This is a genomic window from Pseudomonas sp. UBA4617 (genome assembly GCF_002386445.1).
GTDB lineage: Bacteria > Pseudomonadota > Gammaproteobacteria > Pseudomonadales > Pseudomonadaceae > Aquipseudomonas.
In genome coordinates, this window is the sequence record NZ_DGIR01000039.1 from 286565 (window position 1) to 306890 (window position 20326).

At 64.6% G+C, this 20326-nt stretch carries 18 protein-coding genes, 1 tRNA gene and 1 pseudogene; 12 read left to right on the plus strand and 8 right to left on the minus strand.

Going from position 1 to position 20326, the window contains the following annotated elements; genetic code table 11:
- Positions 1-121 precede the first annotated feature (121 nt).
- The 3 genes from rlmM to pdxB all read left to right on the plus strand — a co-directional run bounded on the left by rlmM (position 122) and on the right by pdxB (position 2709).
- A complete protein-coding gene (rlmM, locus tag B4L76_RS18650; RefSeq protein WP_296234537.1) occupies positions 122-1186 on the plus strand; it encodes a 23S rRNA (cytidine(2498)-2'-O)-methyltransferase RlmM in 1065 nt (354 codons plus the stop codon).
- A 77-nt stretch (positions 1187-1263) separates the two neighbouring features.
- Positions 1264-1506 carry a sulfurtransferase TusA gene (tusA, locus tag B4L76_RS18655; protein ID WP_225777013.1) on the plus strand — a complete coding sequence of 81 codons (243 nt, stop codon included), beginning with the start codon at positions 1264-1266 and terminating at the stop codon, positions 1504-1506.
- A 60-nt stretch (positions 1507-1566) separates the two neighbouring features.
- The gene (gene pdxB / locus B4L76_RS18660) at positions 1567-2709 is read left to right on the plus strand and encodes a 4-phosphoerythronate dehydrogenase PdxB (protein WP_296234539.1); all 1143 of its coding nucleotides are present in this window, start codon (positions 1567-1569) and stop codon (positions 2707-2709) included.
- A 135-nt stretch (positions 2710-2844) separates the two neighbouring features.
- Here pdxB and B4L76_RS18665 read toward each other — a convergent pair whose 3' ends face one another.
- Positions 2845-3018, minus strand: a complete 174-nt coding sequence (locus B4L76_RS18665) for a PA1571 family protein (RefSeq protein WP_296234540.1) — start codon at positions 3016-3018, stop codon at positions 2845-2847.
- Positions 3019-3230: 212 nt separating this feature from the next.
- Here B4L76_RS18665 and B4L76_RS18670 point away from each other — a divergent pair, with 212 nt between their 5' ends.
- The 3 genes and pseudogenes from B4L76_RS18670 to B4L76_RS24410 all read left to right on the plus strand — a co-directional run bounded on the left by B4L76_RS18670 (position 3231) and on the right by B4L76_RS24410 (position 6779).
- A complete protein-coding gene (locus B4L76_RS18670; RefSeq protein ID WP_296234541.1) occupies positions 3231-4994 on the plus strand; it encodes an ABC transporter transmembrane domain-containing protein in 1764 nt (587 codons plus the stop codon).
- A gap of 741 nt (positions 4995-5735) precedes the next feature.
- A pseudogene (locus B4L76_RS24405) lies at positions 5736-5846 on the plus strand (hypothetical protein); the annotation flags it as partial.
- A 228-nt stretch (positions 5847-6074) separates the two neighbouring features.
- Positions 6075-6779 carry a methyl-accepting chemotaxis protein gene (locus tag B4L76_RS24410; protein WP_414707223.1) on the plus strand — a complete coding sequence of 235 codons (705 nt, stop codon included), beginning with the start codon at positions 6075-6077 and terminating at the stop codon, positions 6777-6779.
- Between the two features lie 93 nt (positions 6780-6872).
- On the opposite strand, the gene B4L76_RS18680 is transcribed toward B4L76_RS24410, so the two are convergent.
- Together B4L76_RS18680 and B4L76_RS18685 are read right to left on the minus strand one after the other, a co-directional pair.
- Positions 6873-6949, minus strand: a tRNA-Pro gene (locus B4L76_RS18680).
- An 81-nt stretch (positions 6950-7030) separates the two neighbouring features.
- Entirely contained in the window at positions 7031-7252 is a 222-nt protein-coding gene (locus B4L76_RS18685; RefSeq protein WP_296234543.1) for a YgdI/YgdR family lipoprotein, read from the minus strand.
- A 188-nt stretch (positions 7253-7440) separates the two neighbouring features.
- On the opposite strand from B4L76_RS18685, the gene moaB reads away from it, so the two are divergent.
- Entirely contained in the window at positions 7441-7980 is a 540-nt protein-coding gene (gene moaB / locus B4L76_RS18690) for a molybdenum cofactor biosynthesis protein B (RefSeq protein WP_296234545.1), read from the plus strand.
- A gap of 22 nt (positions 7981-8002) precedes the next feature.
- Positions 8003-9187 (plus strand): gephyrin-like molybdotransferase Glp, encoded by a 1185-nt coding sequence (gene glp / locus B4L76_RS18695; protein WP_296234566.1) that lies wholly within the window; start codon positions 8003-8005, stop codon positions 9185-9187.
- On the opposite strand, the gene B4L76_RS18700 is transcribed toward glp, so the two are convergent.
- Positions 9176-10423 carry a glycosyltransferase family 4 protein gene (locus B4L76_RS18700; protein ID WP_296234546.1) on the minus strand — a complete coding sequence of 416 codons (1248 nt, stop codon included), beginning with the start codon at positions 10421-10423 and terminating at the stop codon, positions 9176-9178. The genes glp and B4L76_RS18700 overlap by 12 nt on opposite strands.
- Before the next feature lie 291 nt (positions 10424-10714).
- Between B4L76_RS18700 and yegS the strand changes: the two genes are divergently transcribed.
- Positions 10715-11602, plus strand: coding sequence for a lipid kinase YegS (gene yegS, locus B4L76_RS18705; RefSeq protein WP_296234548.1), 888 nt, complete (start codon positions 10715-10717; stop codon positions 11600-11602).
- On the opposite strand, the gene B4L76_RS18710 is transcribed toward yegS, so the two are convergent.
- From B4L76_RS18710 to B4L76_RS18720, 3 genes are all read right to left on the minus strand, one after another.
- A complete protein-coding gene (locus B4L76_RS18710; RefSeq protein ID WP_296234549.1) occupies positions 11586-12245 on the minus strand; it encodes a response regulator in 660 nt (219 codons plus the stop codon). The genes yegS and B4L76_RS18710 overlap by 17 nt on opposite strands.
- Positions 12235-13131, minus strand: a complete 897-nt coding sequence (locus B4L76_RS18715; protein ID WP_296234551.1) for a sensor histidine kinase — start codon at positions 13129-13131, stop codon at positions 12235-12237. The genes B4L76_RS18710 and B4L76_RS18715 overlap by 11 nt, the downstream gene beginning before the upstream one ends.
- Before the next feature lie 354 nt (positions 13132-13485).
- The gene (locus tag B4L76_RS18720; protein WP_296234552.1) at positions 13486-13998 is read right to left on the minus strand and encodes a histidine kinase; all 513 of its coding nucleotides are present in this window, start codon (positions 13996-13998) and stop codon (positions 13486-13488) included.
- A gap of 349 nt (positions 13999-14347) precedes the next feature.
- On the opposite strand from B4L76_RS18720, the gene B4L76_RS18725 reads away from it, so the two are divergent.
- Both B4L76_RS18725 and B4L76_RS18730 read left to right on the plus strand, forming a co-directional pair.
- On the plus strand, positions 14348-15283 hold the full coding sequence (locus tag B4L76_RS18725) for a chemotaxis protein CheV (RefSeq protein WP_296234554.1): 936 nt from the start codon (positions 14348-14350) through the stop codon (positions 15281-15283).
- A gap of 58 nt (positions 15284-15341) precedes the next feature.
- Positions 15342-16145 (plus strand): MOSC domain-containing protein, encoded by an 804-nt coding sequence (locus B4L76_RS18730; protein ID WP_296234555.1) that lies wholly within the window; start codon positions 15342-15344, stop codon positions 16143-16145.
- A 66-nt stretch (positions 16146-16211) separates the two neighbouring features.
- Here B4L76_RS18730 and B4L76_RS18735 read toward each other — a convergent pair whose 3' ends face one another.
- A complete protein-coding gene (locus B4L76_RS18735; RefSeq protein WP_296234557.1) occupies positions 16212-18137 on the minus strand; it encodes a transglycosylase SLT domain-containing protein in 1926 nt (641 codons plus the stop codon).
- 221 nt (positions 18138-18358) lie between these two features.
- On the opposite strand from B4L76_RS18735, the gene B4L76_RS18740 reads away from it, so the two are divergent.
- Positions 18359-20287: an ATP-binding cassette domain-containing protein gene (locus B4L76_RS18740; RefSeq protein WP_296234558.1), complete on the plus strand. Its 1929-nt coding sequence runs from the start codon at positions 18359-18361 to the stop codon at positions 20285-20287.
- Positions 20288-20326: the final 39 nt, after the last annotated feature.

The window sequence follows — 20326 nt, forward strand, 5'->3', positions numbered from 1 at the left end:
AGACCGCTTTGCGCCACCTGACCCTTTTCTGGACCGGCGGGGCGTGTCGCAGGTTCCAATCTTCCTTTATCATCGCCGCCCTGCCGGCGCCTGTGGCGCGCCCGCCGTAGTGGAGTGAGAGATGAATACCCTGTTCATGCATTGCCGGCCCGGTTTCGAGGGCGAGGTCTGCGCCGAAATCAGCGAACATGCCGCCCGCCTGGGCATCGCCGGTTATGCCAAAGGCAAGCCGCACAGTGCCAGTGCCGAGTTTGTCTGCAGCGAGGAGGGTGGTGGCGAGCGTCTGATGGGGGAACTGCGCTTCAACCAGCTGATTTTCCCTCGGCAATGGGCCCGTGGCGGTTATGTCGAGCTGCCGGAAAGCGACCGCATTTCTGTGCTGCAGGCGTACCTGGCCGGGTTTCCGGTGTTCGGCAGCCTGTGGCTGGAAGTGCTGGACAGCAACGACGGCAAGGAGTTGTCGACCTTCTGCCGCAAATTCGAGGTGCCACTGCGCAAGGCGCTGGAAAACTCTGGTCAGCTGGTCGACGACGCCAGCCGTCCACGCCTGCTGCTTACCTTCCTCAGCGGCCGCCGCGTGTTCGCCGGCGTCGCCCCGGCCAATAACAGCGCGCTGTGGCCGATGGGCATCCCGCGCCTGAAATTTCCCCGCGAGGCGCCCAGCCGCTCGACCCTCAAGCTGGAAGAAGCCTGGCACCAGTTCATTCCCCGTGAACAATGGGCGCAGCGCCTGGGTGATGACATGACCGGTGTCGACCTGGGGGCATCGCCGGGTGGCTGGACCTATCAACTGGTGCGTCGGGGCATGCTGGTGACGGCCATCGACAATGGGCCGATGGCGGAAAGCCTGATGGATACCGGGCTGGTCCAGCACCTGATGGCTGATGGTTTCAGCTGGCAGCCGAAGCAGCCGGTGGACTGGATGGTGTGTGACATTGTCGAGAAGCCGGCGCGCACCACCTCGCTGATCGAAACCTGGCTGGGCGAGGGGCTGTGCCGCGAAGCGGTGGTCAACCTGAAATTGCCCATGAAACAGCGCTATGCCGAGGTACGCCGGTTGCTCGAGCGCATGGAGGCGACATTCAAGGCGCGCAAGGTCAAGGTATCGATCGCCTGCAAGCAGCTGTATCACGACCGTGAGGAAGTGACCTGCCATCTGCGCCGGCTTGATCCGAAACCACGCTGATTGGCGGGGCCGCCCAGCGGCCCCTTGGTTCAGGCGGTACTATGCGCGACAATGGCGCATCACTTGCGGAGCCTTCCATGACCGAATTCACCCCCGACGCCATCCTCGACGCCACCGGCCTGAATTGCCCGGAACCGGTGATGATGCTGCACCAGCACGTCCGTGACCTCGCCGCTGGCGGCCTGCTCAAAGTCATCGCCACCGACCCCTCGACCCGTCGCGACATCCCCAAGTTCTGCAACTTCCTCGGTCACGAACTGCTGCAGCAGCAGGAGAACGCCGGCACCTTCCTGTACTGGATCCGCAAGAAAGCCGACTGAAGCGCTCTGGAACACGCCCGGCGTTGCGCCTACACTGCGTTCCCCAGACAGGAGAGCGCCATGCTGATAGTTGCCGACGAGAACATTCCGCTGCTCGATGCCTTTTTCCAGGGTTTCGGTGAAATTCGCCGTTACCCTGGCAGAAGCCTAGATGCCGCCAGCGTCAGGGACGCCGACATTCTGCTGGTGCGCTCGGTGACCAAGGTCGACCGCCAACTGCTCGAAGGTAGCCGCGTGCGCTTTGTCGGCACTTGCACCATCGGCACCGACCATTTGGACCTGGACTACTTTGCCGAGGCCGGTATCCGCTGGAGCAGCGCCCCGGGGTGCAACGCCCGGGGTGTGGTGGATTACGTGCTGGGCAGTCTGCTGACCCTGGCCGAGCTGGATGGCGTGGCGCTGCCCGAGCGGGTGTATGGCGTGGTGGGCGCCGGTGAGGTGGGGGGGCGCCTGGTTCGGGTACTGCACGGCCTGGGCTGGAAGGTGCTGGTGTGCGACCCATTGCGCCAGGCCGCCGAGGGCGGCGATTACGTCAGCCTCGATACTCTCCTGCAGCAATGCGATGTGATCAGCCTGCATACCCCGTTGCAGCGTGGCGGCGAGCACCCGACCTGGCACTTGCTGGGCCAGGCGCAACTGGCACGTCTGCGCCCGGGCGCCTGGTTGATCAACGCCAGCCGCGGCTCGGTGGTGGACAACCACGCGCTGCGCGAACTGCTGCTCGAGCGTGAAGACGTGCATGCGGTGCTGGACGTGTGGGAGGGCGAGCCGCAGGTCGACCTGCAACTGGCCGACCTCTGCACGCTGGCCTCGCCGCACATTGCCGGCTATAGCCTCGACGGTCGTCAGCGGGGCACGGCGCAGATCTATCAGGCGTTGTGCCGCTTCCTGGGCGTGGAGGAACAGGTGCAACTGAGCGACCTGCTGCCACGCCCGCCGCTGGCCCAGATCGAGCTGGATGCCGATGCCGACCCGGCCTGGGCTTTGGCCACCCTGTGTCGCGCCTTGTACGACCCGCGCCGTGACGATGCCGACTTCCGCCGCAGCCTCAGCGACGACCCGCAGCAACAGCGCGCGGCATTCGACCAGTTGCGCAAGCAGTACCCACCGCGTCGCGAAATCGAAGGGCTGGCGGTGCGCTTGCGCGGTGAGTCGCCGCAGTTAGCGCAGCTGGTGAGTGCCCTGGGTGGGGTGCTGGTCTGACAGCCTGTTGAACGCTGCCCCTGCCCTCACTACCTGTGCGGTCGCTGTGGGCGCCGGTTCACACGCGAAGAGGCCGGTGCAGGATTCAGCCCAATAAAAACCCGGCGCAAGCGCCGGGTCACAGGGATTCGCCGATCAACCCTTGCGTACGCGCTCGCCCCGGCTTTCCTCCAGGGCCTTGCAGGCCTGCTGGATCATCTGCTCGGTGATCGGTACTTCGCGCCCCTGGGCGTCGATGATCGAGCCGCACACCTGCGCTGGCGGGGTGGGCCGGGGCTTCTGATTGTCGCTGCCATGCTGCAAGCTCATGTAGTGCCTCCTTATCAGGTTCAAGCTCAGGTTAACCCTGCGCCGTGACTGGCCTGTGACTCCAAGCGCAGCGCCACGGCAAAGACAGTCCAACAGAAACGGCGGTAAAGCTCCAGCGCCTGGTTAGACCAATGGGCTATAGCTACCTGGCAGGGCACCCCAGAGGCCGATGAGTGGTAGGCTGCGCTTTCCCCGCCATTTTGGTCACCGCCATGCCTGAACCGGTTTCCCCGCGCCAACGCCGCGCCTTGCGCCTGGGTTGGCAGTTCCTTCGCCCCTACCGTCGCCAGGTGCTGCTGGCGCTGCTTGCCCTGGTGATCACCGCAGCCATTACCCTGTACATGGGGCAAGGCATCCGCCTGTTGGTCGACCAGGGTTTCATGACCCGCTCCGTGCACCAGCTCAACCAGACCATCGGCCTGTTCCTGTTGTTGGTGCTGGCCCTGGCCGTGGGCACCTTCAGCCGCTTCTACCTGGTGTCATGGATCGGCGAGCGTTGCGTGGCTGACATCCGCCGGGCCGTGTTCGACCACCTGCTCGGCTTGCACCCCGGGTTTTTCGAAGACAACCGCAGCTCGGAAATCCAGTCGCGGCTGACCGCCGACACCACGTTGCTGCAGTCGGTGATCGGTTCATCGCTGTCGATGTTCCTGCGCAACGCGCTGATGGTCGTCGGCGGCGTGGTATTGCTGTTTATCACCAACGCCAAGCTCACCAGCATCGTGGTCGTGGCCCTGCCGCTGGTGCTGGCGCCGATCCTGCTGTTTGGCCGACGGGTCCGCCGCCTGTCGCGGCAGAGCCAGGACCGCGTGGCCGACGTTGGCAGCTACGTGGCCGAGACCCTCGGGCAGATCAAGACCGTGCAGGCCTACAACCACCAGGCGCATGACCGCAGGCTGTTCGCCAGTACGGTGGAGGCGGCGTTCGCCGTGGCCCGGCAACGCATCGCCCAGCGTGCCTGGCTGATCACCCTGGTGATCGTCCTGGTACTGGGCGCGATGGGAGTGATGCTGTGGGTAGGCGGCATGGACGTGATCGCTGGGCGTATTTCCGCGGGCGAACTGGCCGCCTTCGTGTTCTACAGCCTGGTCGTCGGCAGTGCCTTCGGCACCCTCAGCGAAGTGATCGGCGAACTGCAGCGGGCGGCGGGCGCAGCCGAGCGCATCGCCGAACTGCTGGCGGCCAGCTCTGCGATCCTCGCGCCCAGCAAGGCACGTGTGCTGCCGCAGCAACGGGCCAGTGGCCGTATCGAGCTGCAGGAGCTGGTGTTCGCCTATCCGTCACGGCCATCGATCGCGGCTATCGATGGCCTCAGCCTGACCATCGAGCCGGGGCAGACCGTGGCGCTGGTCGGGCCCTCGGGGGCAGGCAAGTCGACCTTGTTCGACCTGTTGCTGCGCTTCTACGACCCCCAGCAAGGGCGCATCCTGCTCGACGGCGAGGCGATTACCGAACTGGACCCCGATCAACTGCGCCGGCAGTTCGCCCTGGTGGCACAAAACCCCTCGCTGTTTCGTGGCACGGTCGAGGCCAATATCCGCTATGGGCGGCCAGAGGCCACCCTGGCCGAGGTCGAGGCAGCGGCCCGCGGTGCCCATGCCGATGCCTTCATCCGGCAACTGCCGCAGGGTTATCAGACCCCATTGGGCGAGGGTGGCATCGGCCTGTCTGGCGGGCAGCGGCAGCGCCTGGCCATCGCCCGGGCGTTGCTGGTCGATGCGCCGATCCTGTTACTGGACGAAGCCACCAGCGCCCTTGACGCGCAAAGTGAATACTTGATCCAGCAGGCGCTGCCCAGCCTGATGGCCGGGCGCACCACCGTGGTGATCGCTCACCGCCTGGCCACGGTGCAACATGCCGACCGTATCGCCGTCATCGACAAGGGCAAGCTGGTGGCGGTGGGAACGCATCGCCAGTTGATCGAGCACAGCCCGCTCTATGCGCGGCTGGCGGCGTTGCAGTTCACTGCGGGCTAGCTTGTCGTAGCCCTGTAACATTTCTGTAGTATTTGCCTGAGAGTATCTGCCTCGACTGTTGCGTGCTTGACCTGGCTGCCATTGCTTGATGGCAGCCTTTTTTTGGCCTGCCAGTAACCGGGGCTGCGTTGGCCGCCCCAGCCTTCCCCCTGGTTCTCGAGACCCAAGATGTTGCGTAAATCGCTCAGAGTGCAAATTCTCTCGCTGCTCGGCGGCAGCCTGTTGGCCATGCTGCTGATCGCCCTGGTGTGTTTTCAGTTTCTCTCGGCCAGCGTGCGCGGCTATGCCGAGCTGGTTGACGGGCCGCTGCGGGCCTCGCAATTGATCGACGAAGCCAACCTGCAGTTCAAGATCCAGGTGCAGGAATGGAAAAACGTGTTGTTGCGTGGGCGCCAACCCGCTGACATGGACAAGTACTGGCAGCAGTTCCAGGCCCGCGAGCAGCAGGTGCAGCAACTGCTCGGGCAATTGATCGAGAGCAGCGACGCGCGCCTCAAGGCACCGTTGCAGCAACTGCGTGACAGCCACCGGCAGCTTGGCCTGGCGTATGCACAGGGCCGCCAGGCATTCCTGGCGACGGGTGGCGACCCGGTTGCCGGCGACCAGGCGGTCAAGGGGGTGGACCGTGCCGCCAGCGAGCAGATGAGCGAGCTGGTCGAGCAATTGCGCGCCGATGCCCGCCAGCGTGCCGTCAGCCTCAGTGCTGGCGCCGAACGTACGGTATGGCTGGGCCTGTTGGTGATGCTTGCCTCGGCGGTGCTGGTGGGGCTGCTCAGCTTGTGGCTGGTCAACCGCAGCCTGATCGAGCCGATTCGCCAGTTGATAGAATATGTGGCACAGCTCAGCCAGGGCCGCTTTGTGGCGCGGGTGGACAGCCGCCGCGAGGATGAACTGGGGCGGCTGGCGCGGGCAGCCAATACCTTGCGCGATTTCCTCGCTGATACCGTCGGCCGCCTGCAGGACAACGCCCAGGAGCTGGAAGGTGCCAGCGGCCAGTTGCGCAGCATCGCCAGCGACATGGCCCGTGGCACCCACGACCAGTTTCAGCGCACCGATCAGGTGGCCACGGCCATGCATGAGATGTCTGCCACCGCCCAGGAGGTCGCGCGCCACGCAGCCGAGGCGGCGCGGGCAGCGGACGACGCCGACCACAGTGCACAGGCGGGCGAGCAGGTGATGCAGCAGACCATCGACATCATTGGCGTGGTCAACCGCGAAATTGCGGGCACGGCGGCGGTGATTCGCGACCTGGAGCATGACAGCACGCGCATAGGGAAAGTGCTTGAGGTGATCCGTGGCATAGCCGAACAGACCAACCTGCTGGCGCTCAACGCCGCCATCGAGGCGGCCCGCGCCGGCGAAGCCGGCCGTGGTTTCGCCGTGGTCGCCGATGAGGTGCGCAGCCTGGCCCAGCGCACAGCGGCGTCGATCGCCGAGATTCACCAGATCATCGAAGCGGTGCAGTCCGGGGCCGTGGAAGCGGTCAAGGCCATCGAAAGCGGCCGGCAGCGCAGCGAGGAGGGCGCCGCACAGGTGCAGCAGGCAGGCCATATGCTGCAGCGCATCACCCTGGCAGTGGAGGCCATCCGCGACATGAACCGGCAGATCGCCACGGCGGCGGAAGAACAGACCAGCGTGGCCGAAGACATTTCGCGCAACCTGATCGAGATCACCCGCATCGCCACAGCCAACCAGGAGGCGGTACAGCATACCGAACAGGCGGGGCAGCGCCTGCATGGCTTGTCGGGACAGCTGGGCGAAGTCACCTCGCGCCTCACTGCCTGACGTTTCCGCCTTCATGCGGTCCTTGCCCAAGCGGGGACCGATTCTCGGACACAACAAAAAGCCCGCACGATGGCGGGCTTTCTGATCAGGATTTGGTCGGAGAGACAGGATTCGAACCTGCGGCCTTCTCGTCCCGAACGAGACGCGCTACCTGGCTGCGCTACACTCCGATGAAAGAAATCCTACTGCATCCAGTTTTTGCACGCAACCCCTTGTTGTTAAAAGGGCGTTTGCAAAAAAGCGAGCTGCAATCAGAGCTCTTTCACAGTGCGGACCTGGTCCTTGTTGAGGCGGGTGCGCTTGCCATCCAGCTGCTCGAATTCGTAGAAACCGGAGTCTTCATCGAATTTCGGGGTATCGGTGGCCTGGATTTCGCGGCCGTCGTTCAGGGTAATGACGGTCGGCGATGCGCAGCCAGCGAGGGCGCCCAGGCCCAAGGCGAGCAGAAAGGCGGGTAGGGTCCGTTGAATCATCGTGTTTCTCCAGTGCGATGGTGCTAGATGACATTAAGACGCAGGGCGTCCACGCAAGTTCCGTCTACAGTGCAGCATAGCGGCTCAGCCAAGGCATTGACCAAGCGCAAGGCCCAAGGGCGTCACGCTGAGTTGGTCGCATGCTGTGTTATAACTGCGGCCATCCCATCTTCTTGTGACGGACTTCCATGAAAGCCAAGGCAGATACCCCCTTCGTGCCGCTGAACATCGCCGTGCTCACGGTCAGCGACACCCGTACCTTCGACACCGATACCTCCGGCCAGCTGTTCGTCGACCGGCTGGCCGCGGCCGGCCACCGTCTGGCCGAGCGTGTGCTGTTGAAAGACGATCTGTACAAGATCCGCGCCCAGGTCGCAACCTGGATTGCCGATGACCGCGTGCAGGTGGTGCTGATTACCGGCGGCACCGGCTTTACCGGGCGTGACAGCACGCCTGAAGCCGTGGCCTGCCTGCTGGACAAGCAGGTGGAAGGTTTCGGCGAGCTGTTCCGGCAGATTTCCGTGGCTGATATTGGCACGTCCACCGTGCAGTCGCGCGCGCTCGCCGGGCTGGCCAACGGTACCCTGGTGTGCTGCCTGCCAGGCTCGACCAATGCGGTGCGCACTGGTTGGGACGGTATCCTCGCGGAACAGCTGGATGCTCGCCATCGCCCGTGCAATTTCGTCGCCCACCTGAAACAGGCAGCCGCCTGTGACAGCCGTGGCTGAGGCCAGCCCGGCCCGGCCACTGATGCCGGTGGAACAGGCCCTGGAACAATTGCTGGCATTGGCCGAAGCGGCGCCGATTCGCGATACCGAGCGCCTGCCGCTGGCCGAGGCCGAGGGCCGTGTGCTGGCCAGCGACCTGGTGGCCGCGCTCGACCTGCCGTCCTGGCCGAACAGCGCCATGGACGGTTATGCCCTGCGCCTGGCTGATTGGCAGGGTGAGCCGTTGGCGGTCAGCCAGCGGATCTTCGCCGGCCATGCGCCGCAGCCACTGCAACCTGGTACCTGTGCGCGGATCTTCACCGGAGCGCCGCTGCCTGAAGGAGCCGACTGCGTCGAGATGCAGGAAAACACCGCAGCGGCGGAAGACCGGGTACGCTTTCTCGCACCGTTGAAAACCGGGCAGAACATTCGCCCCCAAGGCCAGGAAGCCCGCAAGGGCGAGCAGGTGATGAGCGCTGGCACCCGACTGGGGCCGATCGAGCTGGGCCTGGCTGCCAGCCTCGGCCACGAGCGCCTGGAGGTGGTGCGCAAGGTGCGGGTGGCTGTGCTGTCCACCGGTGACGAACTGGTCGAGCCTGGCCTGCCGCTGGGCCCGGGGCAGATCTATAACAGCAACCGCCGGCTACTGGTGAGCTGGTTGCAGCGGCTGGGCTGCGCTGTGCTCGATGCGGGCATCCTGCCGGATGACCTGGCGCGGACCCGCGCCTGCCTGGCCCGGCTGGGCGATGTCGACCTGATCCTGTCCACCGGTGGTGTTTCTGTAGGCGAGGCCGACTACCTCGGTGCTGCCCTGCGCGAAGCCGGTGAGCTGGCCCTGTGGAAGCTGGCAATCAAGCCCGGCAAGCCGCTGACCTTCGGCCACTTCCAAGGTGTGCCGGTGATCGGTCTGCCGGGTAACCCGGCGTCGACCCTGGTCACCTTCGGCTTGCTGGCCCGGCCCTACCTGTTGCGCCGCCAGGGCGTGGCCGAGGTCACGCCGCTACGTTTCGACGTGCCAGCGGGCTTCGACTGGCCCAGGCCCGGCACCCGCCGGGAATACCTGCGTGCCCGCATCGAGCAGGGCCAGGTACGCATCTACAAGAACCAGAGCTCTGGCGTGCTGCGCAGTGCGGCCTGGGCCGATGGGTTGGTGGAGGTGCGTGAAGGCAGCACGCCGAAGCAGGGCGATAGCGTGCCGTTCATCCCGTTCAGCGAGTTACTTGGTTGAGCGACCCAGCCAGGCACTGGTTGGCGCCGCGGCTTCGGCCGGTGCCGCCTGGGCCAGGCGCATGTGCACATTTTCCAGTTGCTGCGCGGCTACCCGCCAGTCGTGGCGCTGGCGGGCGAACTGGCGCCCGGCATCGCTCAACTGGCTCATGCGCCAGGGCTGGTTGAGCAGTTGGGTGATCAACAGCGCCAGCTGGTCGCCTTCGTCACTGCCCAGGTAGTGCTCACCGTTGTTCACCGCCAGGCCTGAAACGCCTTTGCCCGTGGTGATGACGGGCAGGCCGGCGGCCATCGCTTCGAGGATCTTCACCTTGGAGCCACCGGCATAACGCAACGGCGCAAAGAACAGTGCCGAACGCCGCTGCAGCTCACGCAGGTCGGGGCGGTAGCCGAACCATTCGATGCGCGGGTCGTTCCAGTGCAGTTTCCAGCTGGCCGGCATGGCATGCCCGGCGATTGCCAGGCGAACCGCCGGGTTGCTCAGCCACACCTGCGGCATGATCTCTTCCAGCGCCCATTCGATCGCCTCGAGGTTGGCGCCGTACTCGAAATTGCCGACGAACAGCAGGCGCTGGCTGTGCAGCGCGGGCTGCACGTGCTGGTAGAAATCGCAGTCCACACCATTGACCACCACGTTCACCCGGCGCCCGCTGATCTGTGCGATCAGTTCGGCATCGTGGCTGCTGACCGCTACCAGTTCGGTGGGCTGGCGCAATACCCGCTGCTCCCAGCGCCGGTAGCGCCAGCGGTCGAAGGCGTTGAGTGGGCGCAGCCACAGCGGCAGGCGATCGTGACTGGTGCCACCCATCACTGACTCCAGCGTGTGCTCGCTGAGCATGTAGGGTAACCGGCGTGCCTGCAGGGCTTTCTCGAAGGGCTGAAAGCTGTAGCTGTGTTCGATCTGGATCACGTCCCAGGGCTCGTCCAGCAATTGCTCGAAACGGTGCCGCAGGCAGGGTGCCAGGCCATTGATGATCGCCCGCATCGGGTAGTCGATGATGGGCGAGGCCAGCAGGTTCAGCGGGCTGTGCAAGGGCCGCCGGGGTAGCACGATCAGGCGTTCGAGCAGTGCTTCCAGGGCTTCGCGGGCCGCATCGTCGAGGGGGATTTTCGATTGCACCAGCAGGGTGATGCTGTGGCCCCGCTGGGCCATTGCGCGCAGCAGATGGTATTGCCGGGTCTTGCTGCCGCTGGTGGTCGGCCAGGGCAGGTAAGGCAGCGTCCAGAGAATGCGCATGACCCGGAGTCCTCGCTGAAGGCCGCGGAATGAGTGGGCGCGCGCCGCAGAGGGCACGTCCTTGGCCAAGGGTGCCACAGGCGCAGGTGCGCAGGCGTCAAACGGGCGACGGAGCTGGAAAACATCCGCGCCTGGGTCAAAAACCTGTCGCATGCATTAGCAGAGCATAGTCGGGCATTGCCGGATGTTGAAAAAATACCCGGTTCAGGCGATCAATTGCACAGGGGCATGCAACGATCGGCACTCGTCGAGGGTCGAGATCTGGGTGGGTCCATTCCTGGAGGGGCGTAGATGCAAGGGCGCAAGGCAATGTTGATCCTGCACGGCAAGCAGGCGATGAACGAAGACGTACGCAGCGCCGTGCACGGCCTGCGAGACAGCGGCTGGGTGCTGGATGTGCGGGTTACCTGGGAGGCCGGTGACGCCCAGCGCCTGGTCAACGAGGCGCTGGGTGCCGGTTACAGCCATATCGTTGCAGGGGGCGGGGACGGCACGCTGCGCGATGTCGCCGAAGCCATGGGGCTGGCGGGTACCGAGGCCAGCCTGGCGTTGCTGCCGCTGGGCACGGCCAACGATTTTGCCAAGGCTGCCGGCATCCCCCAGGAGACCGCCACGGCGCTGGCCTTGCTGAACGTTCCTGCCCAGCCTATCGACCTGGGGCAGGCCGGCGAGCAGCTGTTTCTCAACATGGCCACCGGCGGTTTCGGCAGCCAGGTCACGGCCAACACCTCCGAAGACCTGAAGAAGGTGCTGGGCGCTGCCGCCTACCTGTTCACCGGGCTGTCGCGGTTCAGCGAGCTGCAGGCGGCTTCGGTGACGTTGCACGGGCCAGGCTTCGACTGGCAGGGGGACCTGCTGGCGCTGGGTATCGGCAATGGCCGCCAGGCGGGGGGCGGGCAGGTGCTGTGCCCCGACGCGGTGGTCAATGACGGTTTGCTCGACATCGCCATCCTGCCGGCACCCCAGGAAGTGGTGGGGACCCTGCGTGACCTGTTGGCCGGGGACGGCCTGTTCGTCCGGGCCAGGCTGCCCTGGGTCGAGATCAAGTGCTCGCAGGGGCTGGACATCAACCTTGATGGTGAACCGGTGCAGGCCCACTCCCTGCGCTTCCAGGCCAGGCCCGCAGCACTGCGCCTGCACCTGCCCGTCGGGTCGCCGTTGCTCAGTCGTCCAGGCTGATGATCTTCTCGCGTACGGCGAACAGCACCAGCCCGGCCACGTCATGAATCTGCAGGCGTTTCATGATTTGCGAACGGTGGGTTTCCACCGTCTTGATCGACAGGCCAAGGCCAGCGGCAATTTCCCGGGTCGATTTGCCGCGCACGATAAGGCGCAGGATCTCCAGTTGCCGCGCGGTCAGGCTATGCCGCTCGGCAGAGGGTTGCTTGCCCTGCCTGACGTGTTGCAGTGCCTGATTGATGACCGTATGGGCGATGGCCGGGCTGAGGTAGCGTTCGCCGTTGCGCACCGCCGCCAGGGCCTGCTCCAGTTCGGTGGCGCTGGCGTCCTTGAGCAGGTAGCCGTGGGCGCCGCTTTCCAGGGCGCGCATGATCAGGTCCGGGTCGGTGTGCATCGACAGGATCAGCACTTTGCAGGGGTTGCCGCTGGTGCGCAGTTGGGTGAGCGCATCCAGGCCGCTGGTCGAGCGCATGGAGATGTCCAGCAGGACGATATCCGGCGCCAGCATGCGCACCCTTTCCAGTAACTGACTGCCGTCGTCCGCTTCGCCGATGACGTCATACCCGGGAATGTCGCCGACCAGGGCGCGCACCCCGGCGCGGATCAGCGAGTGGTCGTCTACCAGCAGCAGTCTACAGGTCATCAGTAGCAGTGCTCCTGGCGCGTTGCTGAGTACGTGGTGGCCAGGGGAACACCGCCTCGATGTGAGTGCCTTGGCCGGGCTGGCTGGTGACGGCGAGGCTGCCTTGCAGTGCGGTCACGCGCTCCTGCATGCCGGCCAGGCCGCGCTGGCCGGCCTCGGCCGGGTCCCTGGCGGGTACGAAGCCGCGGCCGTCGTCGCGGATCGACAACGCCAGCCCCTCGGGGGTGCGTTGCAGGCCGATCACCAGGTTGCGTGCCTGGGCATGGCGCAGCATGTTGGTCACCGCTTCCTGGGTAATGCGGAATACTGCCATGGTCACGGCCTCGTCGATGCCGCCCAGGCGCTGGTTGCACGCCAGGCTCCAGTGCACGCCGCTGTTGGCCAGGGTACGTACCAGGTGCGCCCGCAAGCTGGCTTCCAGGCCAAGGCTGGCCAACTGCCGCGGGTTGAGCAGGGCCGACACATTGCGCACGTTGCCCAAGGTGTCATCCAGCGTGCTGCGCAGGGCGTCGCAGTGGCCCTGCAACTCGTCGGGCATGCGCCGCTGCAACCATTGCAACTGCAGCTTGGCAGCGGTGAGCAACTGGCCGATGTCGTCATGCAGTTCCCGGCTCAGGTGCTGACGCTCGTCTTCCTGGACCTTGAGCATGCGCTCGGCCAGCTCCGCCGGGCGCAGGCTGATCGAGCCGGCACCCAGGCCCAATTGCACGGCAGTGCCCACTGTGGCTGCCAGCTGGAGCACCAGCAGGCTCACCGGGATCGCCTGGCTACTCAGGTAAAACGCTAGGTTGGCGACCAGCGAGGCCACGCACAGCCCGACTGTTGCCCAGCGCAGCAGGGCGGCGCGGGAGTGGCAGCGCAAAGGAGTCATCAAGCGTGCGAGCATAGGTAGGGAAGCCACTGAAGTATTGCTGATGGAGGGCGTTGCACAATGCTGGTCAGGAGCTTTGGCGCAGTTACTTTCGATGTTTTGTCCAACACATGAACTTGCAATCTTTCAACAGCTTGCAAGTGTTCATGGCTGCGCATATTACCACTTCGCATTGCAGCGGTCGCGGCTGGGTAACGCTTTGCAGTACCTGCTGGTCGGGTATTGTCGGGTGGCAAAGTGCTAGCCGTTTTGCCACGTCATACATGACTTGCGCGGCAGGGGGGCACCCTGGCTCCGCCAACTTCCTGCGCCTTCCCAAGTTCGCCTTGTCAGGTTTGGTGAGCGTGCCCAGTTGCACTTCACGTCGGTTCAGTACCCCGGCGATGGACCGCCGGTGTGCGTGTCGTCTGCCGCCTCGGTAGGCGGGTGGATGCACACGCGGCCCTGTTCATCGCAATACGTGCACGTTTGCGCGAACGGTTGCTGCACGACCTTGGCCAGCTCACCCAGCAACACCAGCTGCTCGCCGATGTCCAGGTTAAGTCGGCCGGTAAATGGGTCGACCAGTTCCAGTTGCCATGCAAGCAGGGTCAGGCACGCCCCTACCGCCGGCAAGGCTTCGCGCTGCAGGCAGCCGCCGTGGCAGGCCGGGGCAAGCAGCTGTTGCAGGGCAGTCGTGTAATGGGCGACTTCACGCAAGCCCAGGTGCATGGCTTGCCGGGCCAAGGTATCGAGCGCGTTGTCGAGGCCGCGGCACGCATCCGGGTCGTTTTCGATCAGGTCCAGATGCTGCAGGCACTCCTGCGCCTGGGTCAGCAGTACCTGCGCGTCCAGAAGAAACCTCTGCAGCGCATCATCGAACGATAAGGCACTGTCCTTCATGATGCCCCCGCGCGTGGGACGTGTGCAGAGGACGGGCGCGCCGAAACGATAGCTAGCAAAAGCCTGACTCCATTCATGCAGTGAGAATGGCGTCACATTAATGGCTAAAGGATAGCGCGAACATCAGGTTGCACCCGATTGCTGCTAAGGGTTTCCCTGATGCATGGCTAAGGTAAGGAACTTTTGCCGAGCGGCTGGTTCGCGGTGGCTGTTCCCGCAGTAAAGCATGATGGTAAAGTGATATCAATTATCTTCGCGGCATTTTCCAGCAAGGGTCAAGCTGGGCCTGAAGCCGCCGATACAGGGTGGATTATTTCTATTTTTCCGACTCAAGCCTGGGGGTTTTCCAATGGCCGGCATTCTCGACACGGTAGACCAACGCACGCAACTGGTGGGTGAGAACCGCCTGGAAATCCTGATGTTTCGCCTGGCCGGTCGCCAGCTGTTTGCGATCAACGTGTTCAAGGTCCAGGAAGTACTTCAGTTACCCAAACTGACCCTGATGCCCCAGCGTCATGCGTTCGTCTGCGGTGTGGTCAACCTGCGTGGCCAGACCCTGCCGGTGATCGACCTGTCCCAGGCAATTGGCATGCGCCCGCTGCAGCCGGGGCCCGACAGTACCATCATCGTGACGGAGTACAACCGCTCGGTGCAAGCCTTCCTGGTGGGCGGTGTGGACCGGATCGTCAACATGAACTGGGAAGCCATCATGCCGCCGCCGACCAGTGCCGGGCGCCAGCATTACCTGACTGCCATCACCAAGGTCGACGACAAGCTGGTCGAAGTGATCGACGTGGAGAAGGTGCTGGCCGAGATCGTGCCCTACAACGCCAGGGTGTCTGGCGACAAACTCGCGGACCCGGTTCTGGCCCGGGCGCGCGGCCGTGAAGTGCTGCTGGTGGATGACTCCAGCGTGGCCCTGGCGCAGTTGCGCGACACCCTGTCCCAGCTGGGGGTGAAACTGCACGTGGCCAGTGACGGCCTGAAGGCGCTGCGCATGCTCAAGGGCTGGGCCGATGCCGGCGAGGATGTCTGTGAGAAACTGCTGATGATCTTTACCGACGCCGAAATGCCGGAAATGGACGGCTACCGGCTGACCACCGAGATTCGTGGCGATGCCCGTTTGCGTCGTCTCTACGTGGTGTTGCATACCTCGTTGTCGGGCAGCTTCAACGAATCGATGGTGAAGAAAGTAGGCTGCGACAACTTCCTGTCCAAGTTCCAGCCTGATCGCCTGGTCGACGTGGTCAAGCAGCGCCTGTTGCTGGATACCGCCACTGCGTGATCGCCGGCCCCATGCCGGTATAAGCTTGGCGTTTTGGACATGACGCAAGGCGGCAGGGATGTTTCTCAGTGAGCTGTATCGGTACCCGGTGAAGTCCGCGCAGGCGCAACGCCTGCAGGCTTCAGCGGTGGGGTTGTTGGGCCTGCAGGGCGATCGGCGCTGGATGGTGGTGGAGGAGGAGAACGGACGCTTCCTCACCCAGCGCGCCTGGCCACAGCTTGGCCAGATCAGGGCGAGCGATGACGACAATGGCCAGTTGCTGCTCCAGGCGCCGGGGCAGCCAGCGTTGTCGGTGCCGGTACCGTCAGCCGACGATGCGCTGCGCGGCGTGACCCTCTGGCGCGACACCTTGCGCGTGCCGGATGCGGGCGATGCGGCGGCGGCCTGGCTAAGCGAACTGCTGGGCAAGGCCGTGCGCCTGGTGCACTGCCCCGAGCAGCGCGCGCGTTATCTGCCCAATGGCTATGGCTTGAACAGTGACCGAGCGGCATTTCCAGACGGTTTTCCCTTGTTGCTGATCGGCCAGGGCTCGCTGGATGAGCTCAGCCGGCGTATCGGTCGGCCGATGGAGATACTGCGCTTTCGGCCCAACCTGGTGGTGCAGGGAACGGCACCCTTTGCCGAGGATGGCTGGAAACGGATTCGTATCGGCAGCCTGGAATTTCGCGTGCTCAAGCCCAGTGTGCGCTGCATCTTCACCACCATCGACCCGTCGACTGGCGAACGCAGTGCTGACCGCGAGCCGATGGCCACGCTCAGGACGTTCCGAGAGCGGGAGGGGGATGTGTTGTTCGGGCAGAACCTGGCGGTGGATGGCAGTGGCCAGCTTGAAGTAGGGATGGAAGTCGAAATCCTGGAATGACGGGTTGCCTGCACCGGCCGCGACGTGGGTCTACACGCGAAGAGGCCGGTGCTGTTTCAGCGTCCCTCACATGTCGTCAAAGTACCGCTCATGCCAGTCCACCAACGGCTGCGGCGAGTTGAGCTTCTGCCCGTAGATCACCGAATACGACAACACGTTCTGTACATACTGGCGGGTCTCGTCGAACGGGATGGACTCCACCCACACATCGAAACTGAGGTGCTTGGCACCTTTGAGCCACTGCCGCACTCGCCCTGGCCCGGCATTGTAGGCCGCCGAGGCGAGCACCCGGTTGCCGTTGAACTGGCTGTGCACCTGGCTCAGGTAGGCGGCGCCGAGCTGGATATTCTTGTCCGGGTTGAGCACCTGGGCCGGCGATGCCAGGGGGATGCTGAACTTGCGCGCGGTTTCCTTGGCGGTGGCCGGCATCAACTGCATCAGGCCGCTGGCGCCCACCGGGGAGCGTGCATCCTCCATGAAGGCGCTCTCCTGGCGGGTAATGGCGAATACCCAGCTCGAGTGCAGGCCGCGGACCTTGGCCTCACGCACCAGGGTGTCACGGTGGGCCATCGGGAAGCGGATGTCGAGGTCGTCCCAGTATTGCGCCTGGCTGATGGTGCGAATGGCCGGGAAATACCAGCGCAGGTCGTAGCCAAGGCGCGCCTGGGCGACCATTTCGTCACGGCTGAAATGGCGGCTGACGTGATACCACTCGCGGCGGCCTTCGACGATCTGGCCGCGGGCATGGAACTCCAGGGCGCGGCGGATGCCCGGGGTGTTGCGCACCTTGTTGACCAGTTGCGGGCTGAGCACCAGCGGCTTGTTGTTCAGCTGGTAGGGCGTCTGTGCCCGGTCGGCGGCGAGGAAGCCATAGAAGTCGCGCTCGCGCGCCACGCTCTTGTACAGCAGCGGGATTTGCGGGTTGTTCGGCTGCGCCAGTTCCAGGCTGCGGGCCTGCCAGTATTTCCAGCGGCTGCTGCTGGCCAGGTCCTGCGGCAAGCGCCTGGTCAGTTCGTAGGCGTCTTCCCAACGGCCCAGGCGCAGCAGCAGGCGCAGGCGCCACTCGCTGACGGTGTTGTCGCGCAGTTCCGGGTCGTAGCGGGTCATCAGGTCGAGTGCGCGCGGGTCGTAGCGACGGGCCAGGGTCAAGCCGATTTCGCGGGCGATGGCCACCTTCTCGTCGCGCGAAAAATGCATGCGCCGGGCGTAGTCGTCGAGCAGCGCCATGGCCCGCTCCGGGTCCTGCCGGGCCAGGCGGCGCAGGCCGAGGCTGACCACGTCGGACATGGCTTCGGTGGCCGGGGTGAAGCGCGATGGCTGATTGAGCAGTTCGGGCTTTTGCGCCACGTCGACCAGCAGACGCCCCTGCGGGCCGAGAGTGGGCAGGGTCTGGACCAGGTTGTTGGCCAGGCTGTAGTTGCGCGCCTGGGCCGCCAGCTTGGCGCGCTGCCAGCGCTTGGCTTCGGTCAGCTGGCCTTCGGCTGCCCACATTGCGAACAGCGTGTCGCAGGTGGCCGGCTGCGATTTGCCGACGTTCCACAGTTTTTCAGCTGTGGCGAAGCCTTCGGCGCGCAGGCCATGGCTGAGCTGGTACTGGCCGTTGAGGCAGTCCAGTTCGGTGAAGTTGAGTTTGGGGTCGTAGTACTTGACGAAGGTGTTCCAGTCGCCGCGTTCGGCCAGCCAGCGCAGCCAGCGCAGTTTCATCCAGTTGGCCTGGGGCAGGTCGCCGTGCTTGGCGAGGAAGTCTTCGATTTCCTGGTTACTGGCGCTTTTCAGGCGGGCGGTGAGCTCGTCATAGGCCAGGTAGGGTGTCAGCGGGTAGTCGCTGAGGGCCTGGGCATAGCGCAGGTATGGGCCCTTGTCGCCCTTGGCCAGCGCGCGCTTGGCCTCATCATAGTACTGGCGTTGCAGGGTAAGGTCGGCAGCCTGCGCCGCGCAGGTGGCGGCAGTCAGCAGCAGGCAGGATGCAATATGTAACAGGCGGCTGCGCATGATACGTCCGGGCAGTTGAACCATGGGGAAGTGACGGCGGAGCCAGCACTGTTGGAAGCTATTGCCTTAGCTTAGCTGTTTGCCGGCGGCGGGTGAAAGCACTGTGCTTGTATCGGGATATTAAGTTTGACCAGATGTCGCCAAACCCTCCTCCGCCGGCCAGGCAGATGCCGACCGGGGCCAAGTCAGGTAGAATGCGCGCCCGATTTATGGAGACCAACATGACCCTGCTCAAATTCAGCGATGTGTCCCTTGCATTCGGCGCCATGCCGCTGCTGGACCACGTGTCCTGGCAGATCGCTCGTGGCGAGCGGGTGTGCATCATCGGCCGCAACGGCACCGGCAAGTCAAGCATGCTGCGCCTGGTCAAGGGCGAGCAGAAGGGCGACGACGGCGAGATCTGGCGTGCCCCTGGGCTGAAGATCGGCGAGCTGCCACAGGAGCTACCGGTGGCCGACGAGCGCACGGTGTTCGACGTGGTGGCCGCGGGCCTGGATGGCGTCGGCGAATTGCTGGCGCAGTTCCATCACCTGAGCCTGAATATCCAGGGAGACGAGGACCTGGAAAAACTCATGCACGTCCAGCACGAGCTGGAAGCCCGTGACGGCTGGCGCCTGCAGCAGGTGGTAGAAAGCACCCTCAGCCGTTTGCAGCTGCCGGCCGACAAGACCCTGGCCGAGTTGTCCGGTGGCTGGCGGCGCCGCGTGCTGCTGGCCCAGGCGCTGGTTTCGGAGCCCGACCTGCTGCTGCTTGACGAGCCGACCAACCATCTGGATATCGGTGCCATCGCCTGGCTCGAAGAGGCCCTGCGCGGCTTCAACGGCGCGGTGTTGTTCATCACCCACGACCGTTCCTTCCTGCAAAACCTGGCCACGCGCATCCTGGAACTGGACCGTGGTGGCCTGATCGACTGGAACGGTGACTATGCCAGTTTCCTGGTGCACAAGGAGGCCGCGCTGGCCGCCGAGGAAACCGCCAATGCGCTGTTCGACAAGCGCCTGGCCCAGGAAGAGGTGTGGATCCGCCAGGGCATCAAGGCCCGTCGTACTCGCAACGAAGGCCGTGTACGTGCGCTGAAGGCGCTGCGCGTGGAGCGCAGCGAGCGCCGCGAACGCCAGGGCAAGGCCAACATCCAGATCGAGGCGGCGGAGAAGTCCGGCAAGCAGGTAATGGTGCTGGAGAACGTCAGCTTCCATCATCCGGACGGGCCGATGCTGGTGAAGGATTTTTCCATGGTCCTGCAGCGCGAGGACCGCATCGGCCTGCTGGGAGCCAACGGTACCGGCAAGACCACCTTGCTCAAGCTGATGCTCGGCGACCTGCAGCCGACCTCCGGCAAGGTCGAGCGCGGCACCAAGCTGGAAGTGGCCTATTTCGACCAGATGCGCCACCAGCTGGACTTGGAAAAGACAGTGATCGACAACCTGGCCGAAGGCCGTGACTTCATCGAGATCGATGGCCAGAACCGCCATGTACTGAGCTACCTGGGCGACTTCCTGTTCAGCCCGCAGCGTGCCCGTACGCCGGTCAAGGCGTTGTCCGGTGGTGAGCGGGCCCGGCTGTTGCTGGCCAAGTTGTTCAGCAAGCCGGCCAACCTGTTGGTGCTGGACGAACCGACCAACGACCTGGACGTGGAAACCCTCGAGCTGCTCGAAGAGGTGCTGTCCAACTACAAGGGTACCGTGCTGATGGTCAGCCACGACCGGGCCTTCCTCGACAACGTCGTCACCAGTACCCTGGTGTTCGAGGGCGAGGGCAAGGTGCGCGAATACGTGGGCGGCTATGAAGACTGGATCCGCCAGGGTGGTTCGCCGAAGCTGCTGGGGGTGACCGAGAGCAAGGGCGGCAAGTCCGAGCTCAACAGCGCGGTGGTCGAGAAGGTCGAGGCCGAGCCAGCACCGCTGGCGGTTGCTGCGGCGGCCGACAGTTCGAAGAAGAAGCTCAGTTACAAGCTGCAGCGTGAGCTGGAAATGCTGCCTGGGCAGATCGACGAGCTGGAGCGGCGTATGGCCGAAGCTCAGGAAGAGGTGAATGCGGCGGGCTTCTACCAGCGACCGATTGCGGAAACCTCGGCAGTGCTGGCGAAGCTGGAGCAGATGCAGGGTGAGTTGGATGCCTTGGTAGAACGCTGGGCTGAGCTGGAAGGTTGATCGGCTTTTTTGTCTGCACTGGCCCTTTCGCGGGGCAAG